The sequence below is a fragment of the Deltaproteobacteria bacterium genome, assembly GCA_019309545.1.
GTDB lineage: Bacteria > Desulfobacterota > Desulfobaccia > Desulfobaccales > Desulfobaccaceae > Desulfobacca_B.
In genome coordinates, this window is record JAFDGA010000007.1 from 57,376 (window position 1) to 79,345 (window position 21,970).

Here is a 21,970-nt window from a genome sequence, read left to right on the forward strand (position 1 = left end):
GGGAAGGTCGTTGATAAGAATTGCTTTGTTAACCAATGAATATCCCCCCATATTTATGGGGGGCCGGAGTTCACCTGGAGTATCTGGGCCGGGAACTGGCCAATCTGGTGAATCGCCAACATGCCATAATCATCCTCTGTTTTGGCAAACAACAGCTGATTTCCGACAATGTCACCGTGCAAGGCATCAGCCCGGATTTTACCTTTTCCTTTCAGGACCAGCGCCACCTGAAGGTTTTCGATGTCCTGCTGCGCAACCTTTTCATGGCCGGGGTCTTGCAGGAGGCAGATATTCTGCACTGTCATACCTGGTATACTCATTTTGCCGGTTGTCTACTGAAACAGCTTATGGGTATTACGTTGGTCCTTACCACCCATTCCCTGGAACCCCAGCGCTCCTGGAAAGCGGAACAACTGGGTTCGGCATATAAGGCTGCCGCCTGGTTGGAGAAAACCGCCTATCGAAATGCCGATGGGGTGATCGCCGTATCCCGGGCCATGCAGCATGATGTCCATGCCCTTTATGGCGTCCCGCTCCAAAAGATTAGGGTGATCCATAATGGTATCGATACCAATCGTTATAAGCCTACGTCCGCCCCGGCGGTGCTTAACAGAATGATGGTATGTGGTTGGTAGTCTTAAAAAATTGGGTTCAGAGACTTGGGGAGGCGACGCGGACCCGGTCCTCCCCAACCCCAGAAACATCTAGCTGGCAGCTAACCCCCGCTTTTGAAAAACACCGCGGCCAAAGGGGGCAAGGTAAGATTAAGGGAATAGAGGCGGCCATGACAAGGTAAGGGGGTAGCTTCTAATCCCCCCAGATTACCGTGACCGCTGCCGCCGTAAAATTCGGCGTCGCTGTTCAAGATTTCCTCCCAGAAGCCGCCCCGCGGCACCCCTACCCGGTAATTTAGGCGCGGCACCGGGGTAAAGTTACACACCACCAGAATAATGTCGCCGGTCGAACGCGCTTTGCGGATGAAACTGATGGTGCTGTTAAGGACATCATTGCAGTCGATCCACTCAAAGCCGGCCGGGTCAAAGTCTAGTTCATAAAGGGCCGGTTCGCGGCGATAGCGCTGGTTGAGGTCGATCACCCACCTATGCAAAGAGGCATGCGGAGCATAGGCCAACAGGTGCCAATCCAGGCTGGTTTCGTGATACCATTCATTCCACTGGCCGAATTCTCCCCCCATGAACAATAGTTTCTTGCCGGTTTGGGCGTACATATAGCCAAACAGCAACCTCAGGTTTGCGAACTTCTGCCAGTTATCGCCGGGCATCTTCCCCAGTAAGGAGCCTTTGCCATGTACAACTTCATCATGCGACAGTGGCAGGATGAAGTTCTCATGGAAGGCATAGAGCATTCGAAAAGTTAGGGTGTTATGGTGGTATTTGCGATAAATGGGATCAGTCGACATAAATTGCAGGGTATCGTGCATCCAGCCCATATCCCATTTGAGACCGAAACCCAGGCCCCCGACGTAGTTGGGACGGGAGACCATAGGCCAGGCGGTGGACTCCTCCGCAATGGTTTGGACGCCGGGATAATTTTTATAAACCTCCTGATTGAAATAACGGATAAAGTTAATGGCCTCCAGATTTTCCCGGCCGCCGTATTGATTGGGTATCCATTCCCCTTCCTGACGGGAATAGTCTAGGTAGAGCATGGAGGCCACGGCATCGACCCGAAGACCGTCGGCATGATATTTATCCAGCCAGAAAATGGCGCTGCTGAGGAGAAAACTCTTTACTTCATTGCGGCCATAATTGAAGATAAAGCTTTTCCAATCTGGGTGAAACCCTTTGCGCGGGTCCGCGTGTTCATAGAGATGGGTGCCGTCGAAAAAACCGGGGCCATGTTCATCCACCGGGAAATGGGAAGGCACCCAGTCAAGGATCACGCCAATCCCGTGCTGATGCAGGTAATCAACCAGATACATGAAATCCTGGGGCGTGCCATAGCGGCTGGTGGGAGCAAAATAGCCGATGGTCTGATAACCCCAAGAGCCATAAAAAGGATGCTCCATGACCGGCAGAAATTCTACATGGGTAAAGCCTAGCTGCTTGACATATTGGGCCAGCCGGGGTGCCAGTTCGCGATAGTTGAGGGGCCGATTATCCTCCTCCGGTACCCGCCGCCACGAGCCCAGGTGCACCTCATAGATGGCCATCGGCGCATCCAGGGCATTGTGCCGCCACCGTTCCGACAGCCAAGCTTGATCCTGCCACTCATAATCTAGATCCCAGACCACCGAGGCAGTCCGGGGCGGACCTTCAAAATACATCCCAAACGGAGATGCCTTATCCACCCGATAGCCGCTGTATCGGGAGACAATGTGAAACTTATACAGGGCCCCGTGGCCGACGCCCGGGATAAACCCCTCCCAGATGCCTGACTGGCCGCGGGGACGCAAGGGGTGCCGGGCTTTATCCCAGTCATTGAAGTCGCCGATAACAAAAACCTGCTCCGCATCCGGGGCCCACACCGCGAAATAAGTCCCTTCAACTTCACCTCCGGTAAGGATATGGGCACCCAGTTTTTCGTACAGGCGACAATGAGTTCCTTGGTTAAAAAGATAAAGGTCGTCCTCGGTTAACAGGCTCACTTCCGGAAATTTCGCCGCGCTTGGGGCCTCACTCCCGGAAAGCCGAATAGTTTTATTGTTGTCGTCTTTAAGTGTCATCATCTCCTCTGGGTTGGTGTTAAAGATAAAAGGTATCGGAATTAAATATCAGCTTCAGCCCTTAACTCTCAAATATTGCAGCCGGGGTAAACCTGATCTTTTATCGTAAACGATGAGGTTAGGCCACGTTATCCTGATCTAAAATCCCGGTTAGCTCAACCAGTGGTCTCCAGAAGCTGCAATATGCCCCGAAGAGGAATTTTCACCCAATCAGGGCGATTGTTGAGTTCGTAGCCTAGTTCATAGATGGCCTTCTCCAGGCAGCAGGCATCCAACAGAACCTGGAGTTCCTCTCCGTTAGAAGGTACAAAACCACCCTGACCGGCAACGGCAAAATAATTCTGCAGGAAAACGGTCGAGACCCAAAAATGCCAAAAATGGGCCCATTTCTCCATGGCTGATATATCCTCGGGACTGATGGCCTTATAAAGCAGCTCCTGTCGCTCTTGATGTTGCAGCCGGGCCACCACTGCCTGAGGGTTCTCCCTCATAACCTGATCTAGCCGTTCCCCACAGGCCACCGCCAAGGGCAGGACATAAGTTTCCGGTTCGCCCTCAATATAACCGATGCTGACCATGACGAAATAAACGGTGGTGCATCGTAAGCAAAAGGAATGACTTCCAACGCCCTCAATGATCACCCGGTTCCGACCTTCGGTGGTTGGCGGCGGAAAGACATCGATTTTTGCCCTGGTTCGAACGCACTCCTTGATCGGCGAAAATTTACAAATAAATTTCAATTTAGCAAACTCCATTCCGGATGCAAGGTTTATCGGGCCGCTACGGTCGAATTTTTCCCCCGAAACAAAGAGTTCTTTTGTCTGAAGTTTACGAATGAAGGTGAACTGGAGTGAAATTTTAAGGGCTAAACTCTGTCAAAAACCTTTCCAGGCTGGCGGGGTCTTCGATATTGTAAAATTTATAGGGAGTATCCGGGGGCAGAGTCTTGGTGACCAGACCTTTAAGCACGTCTTTGGGGCCTACTTCCACCCAGGTGTCGACTCCGGCGGCCAACAGATAGGCCACACAATCGGTCCAAAGCACTGGTGAAGTCAGCTGCCGGGCCATGTAGTCGCGAATGCAGGCCGGATCGGTTTCCGGCTGGCCGGTGACGTTAAACAGCATCGGAACCGTGGGAGGATTAAAGGTCAGTCTGTCCAAAAAGGCGGCAAAATCGGGCTGGGCCTCGGACATCAAAGCCGAATGCCAGGCACCCGAGACCTTCAAAGGGATGCCGCGGCCCCCGGCTTTTTTGGCCAGGTCTATAGCCTTGTTGACCAGCGAGGCTTCCCCGGAAATGACTATCTGCTCCGGGGTATTAAAATTGGCCAGGGCCAGCACCCCTTCGGCCTGCAACGGCGCCAGCAATTCTTGCAGCCGTTCCCTGGACAGGCGCAGGATGGCGGCCATGGCCCCGGGATGACGTTGGGCCTCACGATGCATGACCTGACCCCGCTTCTGCACGGCTTTCAGAGTATCGTCCTCGGACAGGACCCCGGCGGCATAGAGGGCGCTATATTCCCCCAGACTATGGCCAATGACGAAATGGGGGCGGATTCCAGCCCGGCTCAGGGCATTGTATAGGGCCAGATTGACCACGGTGACCGCGGGCTGAAGATTGACGGTTTCGGTTAATTCCGCCATCAGTCCTTCGAAACAGAGGCGGGCCAGAGGAAGGTGGGTAATGGCTTCGGCATGGGCCCAAAGTCGGCGGGCTTCGTAATCCACTTCGTAAAGGGCCTGCCCCATTCCAACGTATTGGGAACCCTGGCCGGGAAACAGCACTGCCAGGATGGACATAACACACCTCTATAACACGGTTTTTGATTGTTATTAAATTTTCCGCTTCCGGTAGCCCATAATTACCCAGGGTAAAAACTTGCTTAGAAATCCACCCTCTTATAACCAGAAAGGTTCCTAAACGTCTATCCTAAATTTCCCTTTATTGTAAAGGGGTAAGGGGAGATCCGAAGCAATCTTTTTTGGCTCGCGGCAAGACGATGGGGTTATTTTATGCTGATCGTTGCCGCTCTGTCAATCAGGATGGGTTTTCCCCATCCGCATAGCTGAAGCTGCAGGCCAAGCCGGGGTGGGAGCTGGAGAATTTAGATTTTCTACCGCCTCTTCCAGACGCTGAATCAGCGGCCCTAAAGTGGCCGGATCCAAAGCGGAAATAGCCACCCCGTGGTGGACCCGAGTTTGCAAAGCAGCCAGCGATGCGGGTACCAGGTCAATTTTGTTAAAGACCTGGAGCACTGGTTTATTTTGTAGATTTAGTGATTGCAGGATACCCTGGACCGCCTCCATCTGCTCTTCAAACCGGGGATTGCTGAGATCAATGACATGGATCAAGAGATCGGCGTCATCCAGTTCTTCCAAAGTGGCCTTGAAGGCCTCCAACAGATCTTTGGGTAAGTCCCTGATAAAACCCACAGTATCGGTGATAATCACCTCCCGCTCCCGGGGGAAGCGCAAACGCCGGCTGCTCGGATCCAGGGTAGCAAACAGACGATCTTCGGCCTGTACTTGGCTGTGGGTCAAGGTATTGAGCAGGGTGGACTTACCGGCGTTGGTATAACCGATAATGGACAGAATGGGCAGGCTCTGCCGCTGCCGGGAGGCGCGGCGCACCTGGCGGGAACTCCTGATCTGATGCAGTTCTTGCCGGAGGCGATGCAGCCGTTCCCGCACCCGGCGGCGGTCAATTTCCAGTTTAGTTTCACCCGGTCCTCGCCCCCCGATGCCACCGGTGAGGCGGGACAGCGCATCATCGCGGCCGGCCAGCCGGGGTAGGAGATACTTCAACTGGGCCATCTCGACCTGAAGTTGGCCTTCCCGACTGCGGGCCCGCTGGGCAAAGATATCCAGGATAAGCTGGGTGCGGTCGATTACCTTGAGCTCGGTGAAATCAGTAATGGACCGTACCTGGGAGGGGTTGAGTTCAGCGTCAAAAACCAGCAGGTCAGCACCCGATTGCAAGGCGTGAATGACCAGTTCGGCGATTTTGCCCTTGCCCATGAGAAAACGGGGGTCGATCCGGGCGCGTTGCTGGTGGATGATATCGACCACTTGGAGTCCGGCGGATTGGGCCAACTCTTTCAATTCCTGGAGGGAATCCTCGGCTAGGTAACGCGGTTTGGTACTGACCCCGATCAGGATGGCTCGCTCCCGGTGGTCGCCTTGGGTTTGCGGGCTACCGTTGCGAGCCAACTCCTCTTCCAGAGAATGCACCAGCGCGATGTAATCAACTTCCAGATTGGCGACATGGTCGGCATGAATAAAGGTCCAGTTTTGACCCGCGATGCTTTTCGGCAAGAGATGGGCAATATCGCAGCGCCCCGGCAGACCATTGGAGTGGACTTCCAGGGCGGCAACCAGGTCGAGGCGCAGAAGCGCCAGGTCCATCAGATCATCCTGGCTTAAAGGCTCAGATTTTAAATGAGTGTGAATCAGCCTGAGGCCGCTAAGACGAGTGCCCCCGCGTCGCTGGCGTTTCAGGGGTGGGATCACCAGGCTTTTCTGATCGCCGACCATAACCAAGGCGATGCTCCCCTGCCGATCCAGCAGGACACCCACCTGGCGGTTGATTTCGCATGAAATTTCCGCCAGTTGTCGGGCCAGCTCCGGGGTAATGATCCGGTGGCCCGTGACCTTGCGACGATAAAGTTTGTCCAGCCGGCGTAGGTGTTGTGGTTTAAGGCCGGTCAGATTACCCAGGGTTCGATCTATAAGCATACCTCCCAAACTTATTTACAATTTTATTATATACTAATTACCGGCTTGATAGCAAGTACTGCTAAATCTTATGGGTCCCTTGAAATCTGCTCGATAAATATTTATAATGAAGAAAAGCTGGGGCAGCCAAGAGGTTGCCCTTTCATTTCCACTTGAGTTTAAAAACGATTAACTATTATAAGGGAACCATGGACGACACCAAAAATAAATTCCCCGACCAGAAGGAACTAGAAAAAGAACTGAGTGAATATTTATCCAAAAAGTATGGGGATCGTATCAAAATTATTTCGCCGTTTATCATGCCCAAGCCCGTAATGGATGATGGCAAGGGCCGCGGCAGAGCCAAAGGGGTAAGCAAAATCAATTTTAACCTCAGGCCCGAGGAACTGGAGGCTTACCTCAACGAATACGTCATTAAACAAGACCGGGCCAAAAGTGTTCTGGCTACCAAAGTCTGCACTCATTTTAACCGCATCCGTTATTCTTTAGAGGATGGCAAGCGGCCGGAGCCCGGTGTGGGGTCAATCAAGAATAACATCATTCTTATCGGACCTACCGGCGTAGGCAAGACCTATCTGGTCAAATTGATTGCCAAAAAGATCGGCGTGCCCTTTGTTAAAGGCGACGCCACCAAATTCAGCGAAACCGGCTATGTAGGCGGTGACGTTGAAGATCTGATCCGGGATCTGGTCTACGAGGCCAATGATGATTTGGAACTGGCCCAATATGGTATTATTTATATTGATGAAATCGATAAAATCGCCTCGGCCGGCAATCTTATCGGCCCAGATGTGTCGCGCAGTGGCGTGCAGCGGGCGCTGCTCAAACCCATGGAAGAGACCGAAGTCGATCTCAAGGTACCGCATGATCCGATCTCCCAGATTCAAGCGATTGAACAATATCGCAAAACTGGCAGACGCGAGAAACGAACCCTTAATACAAGGAATATTCTATTCATCGTCAGCGGCGCCTTCTACGGCCTCGATAAGATTATTCGGGAACGTCTGAGCAAACAAGAAATTGGCTTTCACGGTCGCCCTCGGGCCAAAGAGGCCGATCGAGAATTCTTGTCTAAGGTAGCTGCCGAAGATCTCATCAAATACGGGTTTGAATCCGAATTTATTGGCCGCCTGCCGGTAGTGGTCGTCCTGGACGAATTAACCGCGGACGATCTCTACCAGATTTTGAAAAACCCTAATAATCCTATAATTATCAGCAAAAAGAGAGATTTTCGGGCTTATGGGATTGACATCAAATTCGAAGACCAGGCTTTGTGGCAGTTGGCGGAACTGGCGGCTCAAGAGAAGACTGGGGCCCGGGGCTTGGTCAGCGCCACTGAAAAGGTTCTGATTCAATTTGAGAAACGCTTGCCGTCGACCCAAATTACCGAACTTCTCATTACTCCCGATGTGGTAGCCAATCCTGAACAGGAATTGGAGAGATTATTGGCCAATCCCGATAATCCAGGACTCAAAGAGCGCTTTCAGGCCGCAGCAGCACGGGAACGGGAGCTTTTGAAAGAATCGGTCTGGCGGCGGGAGAAAGAATTCTTGCGGCATTATCATATGCCTCTGACCGATTACCGAGTAGAGCTGATGGTTGACCAATATCTGCGCTGGGATTGCGACCTGCACACCGCCTTCGATGAGATCTGCCGGCTGTACGCCCAAGTCCGGCGTTTTGAAGACGACTTTTATACCGATCATCAGATTCATCTTAGCTTTGACCAGGCAGCAGTGGATGAGATTCTGCGGCGGGCCTTGACCGGCGGCATTTCAGCCGCAGAGGTCTGTAAGCAGTTTTCCAAGGATTTGGAATATGCTTTAAAACTGGTGCGGGACAAAAGCTCTCAAAATACCTTTCTGTTGCCTCGAGAAGCCATAATCGATCTGGATAGTTTCTTGAACCAGCTTTTTCAAGAGTCTCTGCAACAGACTTTCTGGCCCGGGAGGCGGTAAACTATCACAATAAATTCTGGGGGGCGGATGCCCCCGAATAAATGAAGGATGTTGTCGTTCTCAAGCATTAGGCGCAGGGAAATATCCCTCAAATAAGTCAACTGCGGTAATCTTAAAATGCTAATTGATTAACCTGGGCTTTGCCACCCAGCGTGGATCCTTGCTATCAGCAGAGCTCTAACATTTCATAAAGATGGAATACGGAGTCTGGTTGAGGTGGTTAGGTTTCACGCCCCAACAATAACCGAAAACGAAATGGAGGAGCTCATGAACATTACAAAAATTGGAGACCGGGTTCAAATCCACTATACCGGCCGTTTTGATGACGATACGGTGTTTGACAGTTCGCAAGGCCAAGACCCGCTGGAGTTTATTGCCGGAAGTAATGAAGTGATTCCCGGAGTCAGCCAGGCGGTGGTGGGGATGAAGCCGGGCGAGTCGAAAACCATCGAAATAGCCGCCGAGGAGGCCTACGGGCCCCGACAACCGGGCCTGGAACAACGCGTGCCCCGCAATCTGATACCGCCCGAGGCCAGTGTGGGCGATCCGCTCCAAGCCAGAGTCGGAGAACAAACCTATGTAGTCTGGGTCATGGAAGTGGGGGATGACTTTGCCGTGTTGGATGGAAACCACCCCTTAGCGGGCCGCAATCTTATCTTTGATATCGAACTGGTCTCGGTCACCGACGGAGAGGTTTAACCGGTGCTTCTCCTTATTAACTTTTGCACTGGGCAAATCCTGGTCCCTGCTTTTCAGATAAAATGGCCCAAGCATGGGGCCAAGGCCTCCTATTGAGCTAGTAATAAAAATGATCGGGGTATCCAAACTCTATTGTGGGGCAGTGGAGGCGGCTGATGTTCTGCGCTATGGACGGCACTCCAGCCGCCTGCCTTCACATCTGTTGCAATTTTCTGCGGATAAACGGCCCGTAGTGGTTTGGAACGTTACCCGGCGCTGCAATCTGAAGTGCATCCATTGTTATGCTCAGGCCGGCGCCGCGGCCGCCAGCGATGAACTGACCCGAGCGGAAGGCCTGGCTCTCTTGGAGGATCTCCAGGCCTTTGGGGTGCCGGTGGTACTGTTCTCGGGCGGTGAACCGCTGATGCGCCCGGATCTGTTAACACTGGTGGCCCGCACGGTGGAACTAGGGATGCGGGCAGTGATCTCCACCAACGGCACCCTGATCACTCGGGAGCTGGCCGGGGAGTTAAAAAACCAGGGTCTGTCTTACGTGGGCATCAGCCTGGATGGGACCGAGGCTACTCATGACCACTTCCGCGGCCAGTCCGGGGCCTTTGTCGCGGCCCTGGCCGGGATCCGCCACTGCCAGGAGGCCGGCATCAAAGTCGGCCTTCGGTTTACGATTAATCGCCTGAACTTTCGAGAGATTCCAGCCATCTTTGATATGATCGAAACCCACCACATCCCCCGGGTCTGTTTTTATCATCTGGTCTATAGCGGCCGCGGCAGCCGCTTGATATCCGCGGCCCTCAGTCACGCCGAAACCCGGCAGGTGGTAGATCTGATCCTGTATCGCACCCGCGATCTGTTTGAGCGCGGCCACCCCAAAGAAGTGCTTACCGTCGATAACCACGCCGACGGCCCATATATTTATCTCCGCCTGTTCCAGGAAAAATCTCCCCGGGCCGCCGAAGTCCTGGAACTGTTGACCATGAACGAAGGCAACAACTCCGGGCGAGGCATCGGCTGCATCAGTTGGGATGGCGAGGTGCATGCCGATCAGTTCTGGCGGCATTATTCCTTCGGCAATGTTCGTCAGCGGCCCTTTAGCGAAATCTGGACGGATCTGAGCAACCCCCTGATGGCCCAATTGAAGGATAAAAAACGCCATGTCCGGGGCCGTTGTGCTACCTGCCGTTGGCTTAAGGTCTGCAGCGGCAATCTCCGGGTCCGGGCCGAGGCCCTGACCGGCGACCTGTGGGCCCCCGACCCCGCCTGTTACCTGACCGACGCCGAGATTGCCTGAATTAAATACACCAGCTTTTCGTCCGCCTCATAATACCAAGTTCGGTCAATGAATTCTGGAGCTTAATTATATCCGCCGGAAGTAGAGGAGATATTCCTGATTACCCTTGGGACCCAGAATGGGCGAAGGTAAATGGCCGATGACTTCCAGATCCAGGGATGTGGCCAGGGCTTTGAGATCGTCCACCACCTGAAGTTGCAGGCCTTGATCGCGTACCACCCCGCCCTTCCCTACCTGCTCCCGCCCCACCTCGAACTGGGGTTTGGCCAAGGCGATGATTTCCCCACCGGGACGGACAAATTCCTTGACCCGGGGCAACACCAGTTTCAGGGAAATAAAAGAGACGTCTATAGTGGCCAGATCGATCGGTTCGGCAATGGCTTCCGGCGGCAGATAGCGGATGTTGGTGCGTTCCAGGAGGATCACCCGGGCATCCTGGCGCAGGCTCCAGGCCAATTGGCCATAGCCCACATCCACCGCGTAGACCCGGAGCGCCCCCCGCTGTAACAGACAATCGGTAAAGCCGCCGGTGGACGCGCCGACATCCAAAACCACCTTGCCGGTAACGCTGATCTGGAAGTGCTCCAGGGCTGCGGCCAGCTTCACGCCTCCGCGGCTAACATAGGGAATATCAGGGCTTTCCAGGGTCAGGGAGTCCTGTGCGGAGACCAAAGCCCCAGCCTTGGTCACCGGCACTCCGGCTACCAGCACCTTGCCGGCCAGGATCAGGGCCTGGGCCCGATCCCGGCTCGGGGCCAGCCCGCGCTCCACCATTAATCGGTCCAGCCGACACTTCTTTGTATTTTTACCAGTCTGCAAACCCCGGCCTCAATTGGTATTCAGTTATAATCATAGCTTATCTGACCGGGGATTGCATTAGATTCGGAAGATCGTTTAATACATCTGTTGCTCAATACGCAAGTAACCGAAATGATTGCAGATAAAACCTGATCTGGGGAGATGGGGCCAGGGGTCTGCAACCTCTGCCATCTCTCCCAAACCCACTCCCCCCAACCCTTTAAGGATCGGAGCAATAATTCTCAGTACTTACCGCCATGGTAAAGATTATGTCCATCTGAAAAATAAAGAGAATTTCACTTGTTGAGTTTTGACCCTGATTTTGATAACCTCCAGTAGGCAACCTTCACTCCAAGGTCTCAATTTAATTCTGGTAAAAGAATGGGAGCAAAATGGCAATCAGCAAAGAACTATTAGAGATTCTGGCCTGTCCGCAGTGCAAAGGGGAAATCCATCTTAATGAAACTGGCGACGGGCTGATCTGTGAACGCTGTAAGTTGCTCTATGAGATTAAAGACGATATTCCCATCATGCTCATCGACGAGGCCAAAAAACTGCCCTGACGGTTATGGCGCGTCTTACGGTTACCATCATCACCTTGAATGAAGAGGCCAATATTGTCGCCTGTCTGGAGTCAGTGCGGTGGGCGGAGGAGATCGTGGTGGTGGACTCGCAGAGTAGCGATCGCACCGTGGAGCTGGCCCGGGCCTTTACGGACCGGATTTTTGTCGTCCCCTGGCAGGGATTTGCCTGGAATAAAAATCTGGCTCTGGATCAGGCTCGGATGGAATGGGTCTTTAGCCTGGATGCGGATGAGCGGGTTACCCCGGCCTTGAGGGAAGAAATTCAGGAGCATGTCCGGGCCGACGGCCCCCTGGAGGGCTACCGGGTGGCCCGCAAGAATTTTTTCTGTGGCCAGTGGATCAAACACTTGGGATGGTATCCAGATTATACTATCCGGCTGTTTCGCCGCGGCCAGGGGCATTTTGTGGACCGGGAAGTCCACGAGGGGGTGGCAGTCGACGGCAGGGTCGGTACCTTGCAGCATCCTCTGGAACATTATACCTATGACAACCTCAGCGATTTTGTGCAGCGCATGGATCGGTATTCCCTGCTGGCGGCCCGGGAACTGGTCAAACAGGGAAAACGCCCTTGCTGGGGGGAACTCCTGTGGCGGCCCTGGTTGACCTTTGTCAATCTCTATTTTCTTAAAAAAGGTTTCCTGGAAGGCCGGGCCGGATATACCCTGGCGGTGCTGTACAGTGTGTATAATTTTTTGAAGTATGCCAAATTGCGGGAGTTGCGACAGCAGGCCCAGACCAACGAGGTCTCGGCATGAATATTGACCCCACGGCCAGGATCGGCCCCGGCGTGGAATTGGCCCCCGAGGTGGAGATCGGCCCGGGGGTGATCATTGAGGGACCGGCACGCATCGGGACCGGTACCCGGATTCAGGCTCATGCCTACATCGGCCCTCATACCATTATTGGGAAGCATAATCTGATTTCCTTCGGGGCCATCATCGGCCATGAACCCCAGGATTATGCCTTTAAAGGGGAAGAAAGTTACACCATTATCGGCGACCATAATATTATCCGGGAATACGTCACCATCCACCGGGGCACCAAGCCGGGCACTGCCACCCGGGTCGGCAATCATAATTTTCTCATGGCCCTGAGTCACATGGCGCACAATTCGTCGGTAGGCGACCGGGTCATCGTGGTCAACGGAGCACTGATCGGTGGTTATGTGGCGGTGGCAGATCAGGCCTTTATCTCGGCGAATTGCCTCATTCACCAGTTCTGCCGGGTAGGCCGGCTGGCGTTGATGCGGGGCGGCTCCCGGACCTCCCGCGATGTGCCGCCCTTTTGCCTGCTGGACGGTACCCATACAGTGTGCGGCCTCAACCTGGTGGGGTTGCGGCGGGCCGGGTTCCAACGGCAACAGATTGAACCATTGCGGCAGGCTTATAAGTTGTTGTTTTACCGGCCGGTGAATATCTCAGAGGCCGTGAAACGGATAGAGGCCGAGGTGCCGCTTACACCTGAAGTGAAGTATCTGTTGGAATTTATCCATCAGTCAGAGCGCGGGATAGCCAGGGGCAGCGGTAGTTTGGGAGAAGATGGTTTTTAACCGCATCCTGGTCATCAGGCTTAAACACATCGGCGATGTCTTGCTCGCCACCCCGGTGTTTACCGCCTTGAAGGAAGCTTGGCCTAATAGCCTGGTCAGCGCGGTGGTGCGCCAGGGCACCGAGGCCATGCTGACCGATAACCCGAGTATCGATGAACTGCTGATCGTGAACTCCAGACCCCGGCAGTGGTGGGAGCCGCTCAGTTTTGCCCTAGGGCTGCGGCGACGGCGTTTTGATCTGGTGCTGGAGCTTTCCGGAGGCGACCGGGGGGCAATTTACACCTGGCTCAGCGGTGCTTCCCAACGCCTCGGTTTTGATAATCCGGGGCGTCCTGGCTGGCAGCGGCGTTATGCCTTTAACCTGCTCCTGCCCCGGCCGCCGGTGCGCTGGCATACCGTGGAGCAGAACCTGGCCGCGGTTCAGGCCCTGGGGTGGCAGCCCCAGGATACCGGGTTAAAATTTTATTGGAATGGCACGGTCGACCACCGAGTGCGAGAATTGCTGGAGAAGCATCATCTTGAGGATCGAGGCTTTGTTCTGATGCACCCCGCGGCCCGTTGGCTGTTTAAAAGTTGGACCGCCTCTGGTTATGCTCAGGTAATCGAGGTTATGGAACAGGACTATCAGTTACCGGTGGTGTTGACCGCCGCCCCAGAGGACCGGGAATTAAACCTGGTGGCGGACATCATGCGGAAAGTTTCGGTTCCGACCATTAACCTGGCGGGCCGCCTGTCTTTGAAAGAGTTAGGAGCCCTGATCTCCCATGCCCGGCTGTTTCTGGGGGTGGACAGCGCTCCCATGCATCTGGCCGCGGCAGTCGGCACCCCAACGGTGGCCCTGTTCGGTCCTACCGGCGATTATAATTGGCGGCCTTGGGGCCAAGGGCACGTGGTCATCAAAAAAGGCTGGGATTGTCAGCCCTGTGGTCAGGATGGCTGCCAGGGTTCGAAGGTCAGCCGCTGTCTGACCGAACTTACCCCGGCCGAGGTCTTGGCGGGCGTGGCGCAGATACTGGGGCCATGAAAATCGCCCTGATCCGCCAGCGTTACACCGCCTGGGGCGGGGCGGAAAACACCCTGGATTACCTGGTCCAGGAATTCCTGCGCCAGGGCCATGAGGTCACCATTCTATCTACTACCGGGCCGGGGAAGACCTCTGCAGAAGGGCACAGTGGCCAGCTCCGTTGGCTCCCGGTGCCGGCCTGGGGCGGCAAGAGCGGGCGGGTTCTGAGTTTTGCCCTCAATACCCGACGGCTGTTGCAAAAAGAACATTTTGATGTCATTTATAGTCTAGAACGGACCCTGGACCAGGACGTCTACCGGGCCGGAGATGGCTGTCACCGGGAATGGCTGATAAGACGCTGGCCCTACGCCACCGGCGGGCAGCGCCTGAGCATGACCATAAGTCCCTTTCATCGGCTGCTGCTGGGATTGGAAAAACGTCTATTTCAGAGCGCCTGTTTGCGACGAGTGATTTCCAACTCCCAGCAGGTCCGGGACGAAATCGAGCGCCATTATGGGGTGGACCCGACGAAAATCCGGGTGATCTATAACGGCGTTGACCGGGAGCGGTTTTCCCCGGCGGCGGTTAAAGATCTACGGACCGCTGTGGCCCAAGAATTGGGGTTATCGCCGCTGCCACCGATTATACTCTTTGTCGGCTCCGGGTTTGGGCGCAAAGGGCTGGCTTTTTTAATAAAGGCTGTGGCCCGCCTTCGGGATTCCCGCAATCTGCTGTTAGTTGTCGGTCAGGGACGTCCCGGGTCTTATCAGCGCCTGGCCCGGAAGTCAGGCGTGGCCTCACGAGTTCGGTTTTTAGGCCCCCAACCCCGGGTGGAGCGGTTTTATGCTGCAGCCGCGGTAGTGGCGCTGCCAACTATTTACGACCCCTGCAGCAATGTAGTCCTGGAGGCCCTGGCCTGCGGGCGGCCGGTAGTTACCACCGCGGCCAATGGGGCCGCCGAGTTTATTACCCCGGAGGAAAACGGGGTGATTCTGGGGCGGCCTGATGATCTGGAGGGCCTGGCCGCAGCTTTGGCCCGGTTTACGGAAAGTCGGGATGACCGCCGCATTCAGGACGCCGCGGTCGCCGCGGTCGCTGACCTTTCCTGGAGACGGACAGCCCAGGAGACCTTGGACGCCCTAACCGCGGTAGCTGCCGAAAAACATCCAGGGTAATCGCCATGCCAAACAGTATCAATGTATTGCGGGTAGTCATCGGTCTTAACCTGGGCGGGGTGCAGCAAGGAGTGCTCAACCTCTTTCAACATCTAGATCCTGAGCGTTATCGACCAATCGCTTGCGCTATTGAAAATGACGGGGCTATCGGCCGGGAAATCGCTCAGGCCGGGTTCGAGGTGATCAATCTGGGATTGAAAGGGCGCAGGGCTTGGCCGCAGATTATTAAACAACTTGGCAGGATAATGCGGGAAAAGCATATCCATATACTTCACGCTTCCACCTATCATCCGGCCTTATATGGACGTATCGCCGCTCTTTTAGTCGGAGTGCCGATCATTATTGCCCATGAGCATGTGGTTTTTCGCCATTATAGATTTAAGCGAGCCATTTTGAGCCAGCTTCTTGGTCGTTTTACCGATCTCCATATAGCCGTCTGCCAGGCGGTCCGAGAGCAGGTGATTGATTGGCATCAACTGTCCCCTGCCAGAGTGAGAGTAGTCTACAATGGGGTTAATCCCTCATATCTTCTCTCCAGGCGACCACAAGCAGAGATCAGAAGAAAACTCCACCTAAAACCTGATAATCAAGTTGTGGGGGTGATATCCCGGCTTGATCCTGAAAAGGGTCACCGTTATCTCTTCGCGGCTCTACAGACATTGCGGCAACGCTATCCGTTGGAATGTCTAGTGGTAGGTGCCGGGCGGGGAGAAGACCGCGTCAAGCAACAAGCCAAAGATTATGAGGTGGCCGATATTACCCACTTTTTGGGGCTAAGACGTGATATCCCGGATATTCTGGCGGCAATTGATATTTTCGTGCTTCCCAGTGATCAGGAGGGTCTGTCCAATGCCGTTCTGGAGGCCATGGCCGCCGGGGTGCCGGTGATAGTTAGTGATGCCGATGGTAATGTCGAGGCGGTGCAGCATGGAGTGCATGGCCTGGTATTCCCTCGGGGAGATATTAAGGCTCTGGCCGAGTGTATTCAGGAACTGGTGGACAGACCAGCGTATGCCCGGCAATTGGCCCAGACCGGGCAGGAACGCATAAGCCGCGAGTTTACCGTGGCCCGTTACGGTCAGCAGATTCAGGCTCTTTACGATCAATTAATCCGGGAGAAAATCGATTCGCGATGGTGAATAAAAGCAAAGAAAATGTCCTAGTCTTAGGTGGTTCCGGCTTTGTTGGCTCGCATCTGGTGGCGCTGCTGCAGCAACGGGGACATTGGGTCAGGATCGTCGATCTTAAAACTTGCCCGATACCTGGAAATGAATATATTGCCCTGGACATGAAAGACATTCCCCAACACCCTGAGGTGCTTGAGGGGATCGACATCCTCTATCATCTGGCCTGGAGTACCATTCCGCAAACTTCCAACCAGGATCCAGGGGCCGATATCCAAACTAATCTTTACAGTAGCGTGAAGCTCCTGGAATCATGTGTAACCGCAGGGATTAAGAAAGTAATTTTTATATCTTCGGGCGGGACGGTCTATGGCATACCCAAGCAGATTCCGATCCCGGAGGATCATAGCTGCGAACCGCGCTGTTCCTATGGGATCACCAAGTTAGGGGTAGAAAAATACCTGGAGCTGTTCCGGGTAACCCGCGGCCAGGAATATGTGGTGTTGCGGGGGGCCAACCCGTTTGGCGAAGGCCAGGACCTTACCCGCCCCCTCGGGGCTGTGGGGGTATTTCTCTACCGCACCCTCCGGGGGCTGCCCATCGAAATCTGGGGAGATGGCCGTGTTGTCCGGGATTATCTTTATGTGGGGGACCTGGCCCGGGCCTTGTATCGTTGTATGCGCTATCGCCCCCCAGAAAATGGGGTGCGGATTTTTAACGTCGGCAGTGGCTATGGGTTGTCACTGCTGGAATTGCTGGAGGCCATAGAGGAAATCACCGGCCACCCGCCGCAGGTTGAGTTTAAGCCGTCGCGGCCTTTAGATGTCCCGGTTAATATCTTAGACTGTCGGCGGATTGGCGCCCTTTTGGGCTGGCGGCCCCAAACCACTTTCGCCGAAGGCCTGCAACGTACCTGGCAATGGCTGCAACAAACATCCCTCAGCTAGTCTATGCTGCTGCCACCCGCTTAGGGGGAGTGGGACTGGCTAATGTGGTCCAACAGGCGGTGGTGGCTGCGTATCGGGCCCAAATGTTGCAAAAGGCCATCGTCTATGGCTATAAGCCGACCGAGATACCCACGGCCCTGATTAAAAATGTCTGGTTGCAACCCACCAAGCTGTTTTCCGGTCTGCCAGCCCGTTATTATTACTCCTTAAAACGCATGTATTTGGATTACATTACTAAGGGTTATCTGGCTAGGCAGCCGCCGGAAATCTTCCATGGCTGGACCCATGAATGTTGGCATTCCCTGAAAACGGCTAAGCAACACGGCGCTATCGCCCTTCTGGAGCGCAATTATTGTCATCCCTGCCATAGCCAGGAGATGTTAGCCGAGGAATATCGCCGTCGGGGGCAAAGCTGGCCGCCGCCGCCCTTCCGGCTCCTTAGAGCGTGGGACCACTGGCACCGGGAAGTCACGACCGCCCTGGAAGAATGCCAGAGTGCCGATTATATCCTGGTGCCCTCAGAATTTACCCGGCAAACTTTTCTGGAGCGGGGTTATCCACCTGAAAAGTTGGTCCTGCTTCCAAGGGGAGTGGATGTTAGCCGTTTCCGTCCCCAACCCTCCATAGATCGGGTGTTCCGGGTCTTGTTCGTAGGGCAACTATGTTTTCGAAAAGGCGTGCCTTATCTGTTGGAAGCCTGGCAGCGACTGGGATTTAAGAACGCCGAGTTAGTATTGGCGGGGTCGGTGCACGAGGAAATCCGACCACTTCTGGCCCATTATGAAGGAGAGCCGGGCATAAAAATCGAGGGCTTTGTGTCAGACCCGGTGCGGCTTTATAATAACAGTACGGTGTTCTGTTTCCCGTCGTTGGACGAAGGGAGCGCCAAGGTCACCTATGAGGCCATGGCCAGCGGCTTGCCGGTTATCGTCACTCCCGAGGCCGGTTCGGTGGCCCGCCATGGCATCGAGGGTCTGATCGTACCCAGCCAAACCGTGGAGCCATTGATGGCCTCCCTGAGCCAGTTTTATGAGGATCGCGGGTTGGCCGCAGAAATGGGCTTGAGGGCCCGGCACCGGGCCGAGCAGTTTACCTGGGAACATTACCGGGCTGGTCTGGTCTATTTTTATCGCCGGGTCAGCGGCATCGATAAGATACAGGCGGAAAATATTGCTGATGCAAGCCCTGAGGTTTGATGGCCAATTGCGTCTGGTCCAGGTGCCGCGGCCGCAGCCTCAGGCCGGGGAGGCCCTGATCCGCGTAAGGCTGGTGGGCCTGTGCCAGACCGATGTGGAAATCACTGGGGGCTATAAGCAGTTTCAGGGCATCTTGGGACATGAATTTGTCGGGCGGGTCGAGGCAGCTTCGGACCCGGCCTGGATCGGCCAGCGGGTGGTAGGGGAAATCAATATCGGCTGTGGTCAGTGTCTCCTTTGCCAGCGCGGGCAGTCGAAACACTGCCAGCAGCGCACGGTCCTGGGGATTAGCGGCCGGGATGGGGCCTTGGCCGAATATTTGACTCTGCCGCTGGCCAATCTGCACCAGGTGCCGGACTCGGTGCCGGATGCAGTTGCAGTGTTCACCGAGCCATTGGCTGCGGCCCTGGAAATCTTGGTCCAGGTGCCGATCTCCCCAACTTCTAAAGTCCTCATCGTGGGTGATGGCAAGTTGGGGCTACTCAGCGCCTTGGCTTTGCGGCTGACCGGCGCTGAACTGCACCTGGTGGGCCGACATCCGGAAAAAATGGCCCTGGTGGCCGCTTTAGGAGTGATTACTCATAAGGCCGACCACTTTGTTGGAGAAGAGGGCTCCGGGCCAGGTAGGATTTTCCCTCCTGATTTTGATCTGGTGGTCGAGTGCAGCGGCGCACCCGCCGGGTGGCACACCGCGCTGGCGGCAGTGCGCCCCCAGGGTTCTATTGTTGCCAAAAGCACTTATCAACAGACCCTGGAATTCAACCCGACCCTGCTGGTGGTACCGGAAGTGACGGTTATTGGTTCCCGTTGCGGGCCCTTTGCCCCGGCGCTGCGATTATTGGCTAATGGTCTGGTAAACCCCCGGCCGTTGATTTCCCGGACCTTCCCTCTGGCACAGGCCCGAGAGGCCTTGGAATATGCTCAGCAACCAGAGGTCTTAAAAGTATTGGTCGAGGTTACCTCAGATGGCAATTAAATATATTGATTACCGGGTCAAACCTAACCCCAATGTTCCCCAGGGCATGGCCTTAACCCGGCTGTGGGTGCTGTCCCCCATCTGGCAGGGGTCGCAATTAACTATCCAATACCCGGAGGGCGATGAAGAAATGTTGATCGGCTGGTCTACCGCTCTGAGTGGGTCTCCGGTTGATTTACAGGTCTTCTGGACCAGGCATGCAGAGGGAGCCCCGGCGGTTTGCCTGGCCATCGGCGGAGACGGCGGCTTGCGGGCGCTCAGTATGCCCGGCGCGGTCCGGCCAGAAAGCCTGAAGCTGCCCCCCGGAAGGGGCTATGCCCTGCTGGGTCTGGCCGAAAGCCTGATACCGGCGGCAGTGCTTAAAGTTATCGGTCCGACCCCGGAAATGACCATGAGGCCGGAGCCGCTCTTATTAACCTAAGCCACTGTAATATCAAATACATATCATGGGTTAGGAAGAAGCCGGTGACCGGCACTGATAATCGCGCCATTTCTATAGGGGTCGGGGGATCCCACCTGCAAAAAACCATGCCAAATTTGTTTATAATATACAACACTAATCGCCCCTGGCCATTATCAGATTTATAGCAAAGGAAGAGTTGCGTTTATGAATGAGAATAATCTTATTCAGGGTCAAAAGCTGACGATGAGCGGAGACGGGCAACTCCAGGTTCCGGATTGCCCGATTATTCTTTATATTGAAGGAGACGGCACTGGACCCGACATCTGGCGGGCTACGGTTCGGGTCCTGGATGCTGCAGTTTCACAGGCTTACGCCGGACAGCGCCGGATTGTCTGGCAGGAAATTCTGGCCGGAGAAAAGGCGGCGCAACAATGCGGCAGCTACCTGCCGCCGGAGTCCATTACCGCCATTCAGGAATATCTGGTGGCCCTCAAAGGCCCGCTGACCACGCCGGTGGGAGGCGGCTTCCGCTCGCTTAACGTCACCTTGAGGCAGGTACTGGAACTTTATGCCTGCATCCGGCCGGTGCGCTATTACCCAGGGGCCCCCAGCCCCATAAAAACCCCAGAAAAGGTCAACATGGTGGTCTTCCGCGAAAACACCGAAGACGTCTATGCCGGTATTGAATGGCCGGCCCAAAGTCCGGAAGCCCGCAAGGTTATTGAATTTTTAAATTCGCAGTTGGGCTGTGACATTGCCCCCGAGGCCGGCATCGGCATTAAGCCCATGACGGCCGCGGGCAGCCAGCGGTTGGTCCGCAAGGCCCTGAAATATGCCCTGACTCATCAACGCCCCAGTGTCACCCTGATGCATAAGGGCAATATCATGAAATTCACTGAAGGCGCGTTTAAATCCTGGGGCTATGAAGTAGCCGCGTCTGAGTTTGGCGACCAGGTGCTTACTGAGGACCAACTGGCCCAGGATTATCAGGGCCAGCGTCCGCCCGGCAAGGTGGTTATCAAGGACCGCATTGCCGATGCGATGTTCCAGCAGGTGCTGTTAAGGCCCGAGGAATATAGCGTTATTGCCACTCCCAACCTGAACGGCGATTATCTCTCGGATGCCTTGGCAGCCCAGGTGGGGGGCTTGGGAATGGCCCCCGGAGCCAATATCGGCGACCGTTACGCGGTCTTTGAGGCCACCCACGGCAGCGCCCCCAAGTACGCCGGATTGGATAAGGTCAATCCCAGCTCGCTGATTCTGTCCGGGGCCATGCTGTTGGAATATCTAGGCTGGACCGAGGCCGCGGAGCTGATCCACCAGGGTCTGGGCCGCACCCTGATGGCCGGCACCGTCACCTATGATCTGGCCCGGTTGCTACCCGGCGCCCGGGAGGTCTCCTGTTCCGGGTTTGCCAGTGCCCTGATTGAAAACCTTAAGCAATGAGAAAAAAACCGGGAAAGAATTATTAACAGAGGCATTTAAGCGGTTAATTTAAGGGGAGGCCAGGAGTCTGCGGCCCCTGGCTCCCAATCTTCTGGCCTCCACGCAATCATTACTTGGGTTATAAATAGCCGATTTTACCCCTCGGGAGCAAAATCTTCCTTGGCCGCCCCACAGACCGGGCAGAACCAATCATCCGGTAGATTCTCAAATGGGGTACCCGGAGCCACCCCACTGTCCGGATCGCCCGCCGCGGGATCATAAACATAGCCACAGACGGTACAGACATACTTTTTCATTTTATGATTATGTCCTTAGCTCTGCAAAAGTGCTTGTATCCGAATTGAGACAAGCATGAAGCATCCGGTTAAACATTTGCGGTTCCCAGAAGCGGCGGTTGAAACGG

Annotated in this window: 21 protein-coding genes and 1 pseudogene; 15 read left to right on the plus strand and 7 right to left on the minus strand. The window is 54.9% G+C overall.

Annotated elements, in window-relative coordinates:
* Window positions 1-13: 13 nt before the first annotated feature.
* A pseudogene (locus tag JRG72_03570) lies at window positions 14-635 on the plus strand (glycosyltransferase).
* A gap of 80 nt (window positions 636-715) precedes the next feature.
* On the opposite strand, the gene glgB reads toward JRG72_03570, so the two are convergent.
* From glgB to hflX, 4 genes are all read right to left on the minus strand, one after another.
* Window positions 716-2,686: a 1,4-alpha-glucan branching protein GlgB gene (glgB, locus tag JRG72_03575; protein MBW2134301.1), complete on the minus strand. Its 1,971-nt coding sequence runs from the start codon at window positions 2,684-2,686 to the stop codon at window positions 716-718.
* 155 nt (window positions 2,687-2,841) lie between these two features.
* Window positions 2,842-3,426 (minus strand): hypothetical protein, encoded by a 585-nt coding sequence (locus JRG72_03580; GenBank protein ID MBW2134302.1) that lies wholly within the window; start codon window positions 3,424-3,426, stop codon window positions 2,842-2,844.
* 118 nt (window positions 3,427-3,544) lie between these two features.
* Window positions 3,545-4,486 (minus strand): ACP S-malonyltransferase, encoded by a 942-nt coding sequence (fabD, locus tag JRG72_03585; GenBank protein ID MBW2134303.1) that lies wholly within the window; start codon window positions 4,484-4,486, stop codon window positions 3,545-3,547.
* A 234-nt stretch (window positions 4,487-4,720) separates the two neighbouring features.
* On the minus strand, window positions 4,721-6,415 hold the full coding sequence (hflX, locus tag JRG72_03590) for a GTPase HflX (protein MBW2134304.1): 1,695 nt from the start codon (window positions 6,413-6,415) through the stop codon (window positions 4,721-4,723).
* A 194-nt stretch (window positions 6,416-6,609) separates the two neighbouring features.
* On the opposite strand from hflX, the gene JRG72_03595 reads away from it, so the two are divergent.
* From JRG72_03595 to ahbC, 3 genes are all read left to right on the plus strand, one after another.
* Window positions 6,610-8,379: an AAA family ATPase gene (locus JRG72_03595; protein MBW2134305.1), complete on the plus strand. Its 1,770-nt coding sequence runs from the start codon at window positions 6,610-6,612 to the stop codon at window positions 8,377-8,379.
* A 267-nt stretch (window positions 8,380-8,646) separates the two neighbouring features.
* Window positions 8,647-9,078 carry a peptidylprolyl isomerase gene (locus tag JRG72_03600; protein ID MBW2134306.1) on the plus strand — a complete coding sequence of 144 codons (432 nt, stop codon included), beginning with the start codon at window positions 8,647-8,649 and terminating at the stop codon, window positions 9,076-9,078.
* Between the two features lie 109 nt (window positions 9,079-9,187).
* Entirely contained in the window at window positions 9,188-10,366 is a 1,179-nt protein-coding gene (gene ahbC, locus JRG72_03605) for a 12,18-didecarboxysiroheme deacetylase (protein ID MBW2134307.1), read from the plus strand.
* Between the two features lie 66 nt (window positions 10,367-10,432).
* Here the strand turns inward: ahbC and JRG72_03610 are convergent, their stop codons facing one another.
* Window positions 10,433-11,140: a TlyA family RNA methyltransferase gene (locus JRG72_03610; GenBank protein ID MBW2134308.1), complete on the minus strand. Its 708-nt coding sequence runs from the start codon at window positions 11,138-11,140 to the stop codon at window positions 10,433-10,435.
* Window positions 11,141-11,556: 416 nt separating this feature from the next.
* Here JRG72_03610 and JRG72_03615 point away from each other — a divergent pair, with 416 nt between their 5' ends.
* The 11 genes from JRG72_03615 to icd all read left to right on the plus strand — a co-directional run bounded on the left by JRG72_03615 (window position 11,557) and on the right by icd (window position 21,567).
* Entirely contained in the window at window positions 11,557-11,727 is a 171-nt protein-coding gene (locus JRG72_03615) for a Trm112 family protein (protein MBW2134309.1), read from the plus strand.
* A gap of 5 nt (window positions 11,728-11,732) precedes the next feature.
* Complete coding sequence (locus JRG72_03620; protein ID MBW2134310.1) at window positions 11,733-12,503, plus strand: glycosyltransferase family 2 protein; 771 nt, start codon at window positions 11,733-11,735, stop codon at window positions 12,501-12,503.
* Window positions 12,500-13,297 carry an acyl-ACP--UDP-N-acetylglucosamine O-acyltransferase gene (lpxA, locus tag JRG72_03625; protein MBW2134311.1) on the plus strand — a complete coding sequence of 266 codons (798 nt, stop codon included), beginning with the start codon at window positions 12,500-12,502 and terminating at the stop codon, window positions 13,295-13,297. The genes JRG72_03620 and lpxA overlap by 4 nt, the downstream gene beginning before the upstream one ends.
* Complete coding sequence (rfaQ, locus tag JRG72_03630; GenBank protein MBW2134312.1) at window positions 13,287-14,321, plus strand: putative lipopolysaccharide heptosyltransferase III; 1,035 nt, start codon at window positions 13,287-13,289, stop codon at window positions 14,319-14,321. Before lpxA ends, rfaQ begins: the two co-directional genes overlap by 11 nt.
* On the plus strand, window positions 14,318-15,475 hold the full coding sequence (locus JRG72_03635) for a glycosyltransferase family 4 protein (GenBank protein MBW2134313.1): 1,158 nt from the start codon (window positions 14,318-14,320) through the stop codon (window positions 15,473-15,475). Before rfaQ ends, JRG72_03635 begins: the two co-directional genes overlap by 4 nt.
* A gap of 5 nt (window positions 15,476-15,480) precedes the next feature.
* Entirely contained in the window at window positions 15,481-16,614 is a 1,134-nt protein-coding gene (locus JRG72_03640) for a glycosyltransferase (GenBank protein MBW2134314.1), read from the plus strand.
* Window positions 16,608-17,546 carry an NAD-dependent epimerase/dehydratase family protein gene (locus tag JRG72_03645; GenBank protein ID MBW2134315.1) on the plus strand — a complete coding sequence of 313 codons (939 nt, stop codon included), beginning with the start codon at window positions 16,608-16,610 and terminating at the stop codon, window positions 17,544-17,546. Before JRG72_03640 ends, JRG72_03645 begins: the two co-directional genes overlap by 7 nt.
* On the plus strand, window positions 17,519-18,742 hold the full coding sequence (locus tag JRG72_03650; protein MBW2134316.1) for a glycosyltransferase family 4 protein: 1,224 nt from the start codon (window positions 17,519-17,521) through the stop codon (window positions 18,740-18,742). Before JRG72_03645 ends, JRG72_03650 begins: the two co-directional genes overlap by 28 nt.
* Entirely contained in the window at window positions 18,723-19,718 is a 996-nt protein-coding gene (locus JRG72_03655) for an alcohol dehydrogenase catalytic domain-containing protein (GenBank protein MBW2134317.1), read from the plus strand. The genes JRG72_03650 and JRG72_03655 overlap by 20 nt, the downstream gene beginning before the upstream one ends.
* Entirely contained in the window at window positions 19,708-20,139 is a 432-nt protein-coding gene (locus JRG72_03660) for a hypothetical protein (protein ID MBW2134318.1), read from the plus strand. The genes JRG72_03655 and JRG72_03660 overlap by 11 nt, the downstream gene beginning before the upstream one ends.
* A gap of 186 nt (window positions 20,140-20,325) precedes the next feature.
* On the plus strand, window positions 20,326-21,567 hold the full coding sequence (gene icd, locus JRG72_03665) for an isocitrate dehydrogenase (NADP(+)) (protein MBW2134319.1): 1,242 nt from the start codon (window positions 20,326-20,328) through the stop codon (window positions 21,565-21,567).
* A gap of 134 nt (window positions 21,568-21,701) precedes the next feature.
* Here the strand turns inward: icd and JRG72_03670 are convergent, their stop codons facing one another.
* Window positions 21,702-21,863: a rubredoxin gene (locus JRG72_03670; GenBank protein ID MBW2134320.1), complete on the minus strand. Its 162-nt coding sequence runs from the start codon at window positions 21,861-21,863 to the stop codon at window positions 21,702-21,704.
* A 7-nt stretch (window positions 21,864-21,870) separates the two neighbouring features.
* Window positions 21,871-21,970 (minus strand): IS1595 family transposase (locus JRG72_03675; GenBank protein MBW2134321.1); only part of this gene is annotated, 100 nt, incomplete at its 5' end.